The organism is Cryobacterium sp. Hb1 (assembly GCF_004403585.1).
Lineage (GTDB): Bacteria > Actinomycetota > Actinomycetes > Actinomycetales > Microbacteriaceae > Cryobacterium > Cryobacterium lyxosi.
Genome location: NZ_SOHI01000029.1, coordinates 1 through 1,250, shown reverse-complemented (window position 1 = coordinate 1,250; position 1,250 = coordinate 1). Strand labels below are relative to the sequence as shown.

Annotated in this window: 1 protein-coding gene; it reads left to right on the top strand. The window is 60.7% G+C overall.

The features are described 5' to 3' along the window. Window positions 1-100 precede the first annotated feature (100 nt). Window positions 101-1,243, top strand: coding sequence for an IS30 family transposase (locus E3T38_RS12940; protein ID WP_241984475.1), 1,143 nt, complete (start codon window positions 101-103; stop codon window positions 1,241-1,243). Window positions 1,244-1,250 lie beyond the last annotated feature (7 nt).

Here is a 1,250-nt window from a genome sequence, read left to right as displayed (position 1 = left end):
GGCGGATTCAACTGGTCGTCGCAACACTCGATTTTGTGAGGTGTTGTACGTGTGGTCGAAGTATGAGTTGGTGGAGAAGCAGGCGCGGTTCTGGGAGCTGATGGCTCAAGGTTCGACGCTGACTGCAGCGTGCGATGCTGTCGGGGTGAATCGACGAACTGGACGGCGTTGGCGTCAAGCAACGGGTGGGCGGGTTCCTCTTCCTGAGGCAGAGAGGTCTGGGCGGTACTTGTCTTTGGAGGAGCGGCTGCAGATCGCGGACTTGCACCTGGGTGGCACCGGTGTGCGGGCGATCGCTGTTCTGGTGGGCCGTTCTGCTGCCACGATCAGTCGAGAGCTCGCTCGAGGCGGGTCCAAGACTGGCCCGCCGGCACGGACGAAGTATGCCCCGTATGCGGCGCAGAAGCAGGCTGAGCTTCGTGGACGTCGTCCCAAGGCGAGCAAATTCGACCATCCGGAGCTGGCTTTTTTGGTGCAGAAAAAGTTGTGCTTGAAATGGAGTCCGGAACAGATCAGTGATCATTTGGCTGTGGTGTTTCCCGATCGGCCGGAGATGCGAGTCAGTCCGGAAGCGATCTACCAGGCGCTTTATGGGGGCGGGCGGGGTGGCTTGCGCGGTAATCTGCATCAGCATTTACGCACCGGCCGCGCCATCCGGCGTCCGAGACGGCCCGCTGCGAAGAACTCCGGCAAGATCCCGGACATGACCATGATCAGCGAGCGACCCGCGGAGGTTGAGGGCCGAGCCGTGCCGGGGCATTGGGAAGGAGATCTCATCTTGGGGTCACACTGCCGATCGGCGATCGCCACGTTGGTGGAGCGTCAGACCCGGTTCACCATGCTCGTCCACCTCCCCGGTGACCACAGCGCGATCACGGTTCGCGAGGGGCTGTTGGCCGCCATTAAAAGTCTTCCCGTGCACTTGGTTAAGACTCTGACATGGGACCAAGGAACCGAGCTGGCCCAGCACCGGAAGATCACACTGGCCACAAAGATGGCTATCTACTTCTGTGATCCGCATTCGCCGTGGCAGCGGGGCACCAACGAAAACACCAACGGTCTGCTCCGCCAATATTTCCCCAAAGGCACCGACTTATCCGTCCATTCGCCCGAGCGGCTACTCGAAGTCGCCACCGAACTCAACAATCGACCCCGCAAAACGCTCGGCGGCAGCACACCCGCTCAAGCCATGCAACGACTATTATCAGAGCCAGAAAAGCCCATCGTTGCGACGACCGGTTGAATCCGCC

Bases quoted from the DNA above. Each gene is read 5' to 3' on its own strand.
- E3T38_RS12940 (WP_241984475.1), top strand. From the start codon at position 101: ATGGCTCAAGGTTCGACGCTGACTGCAGCGTGCGATGCTGTCGGGGTG.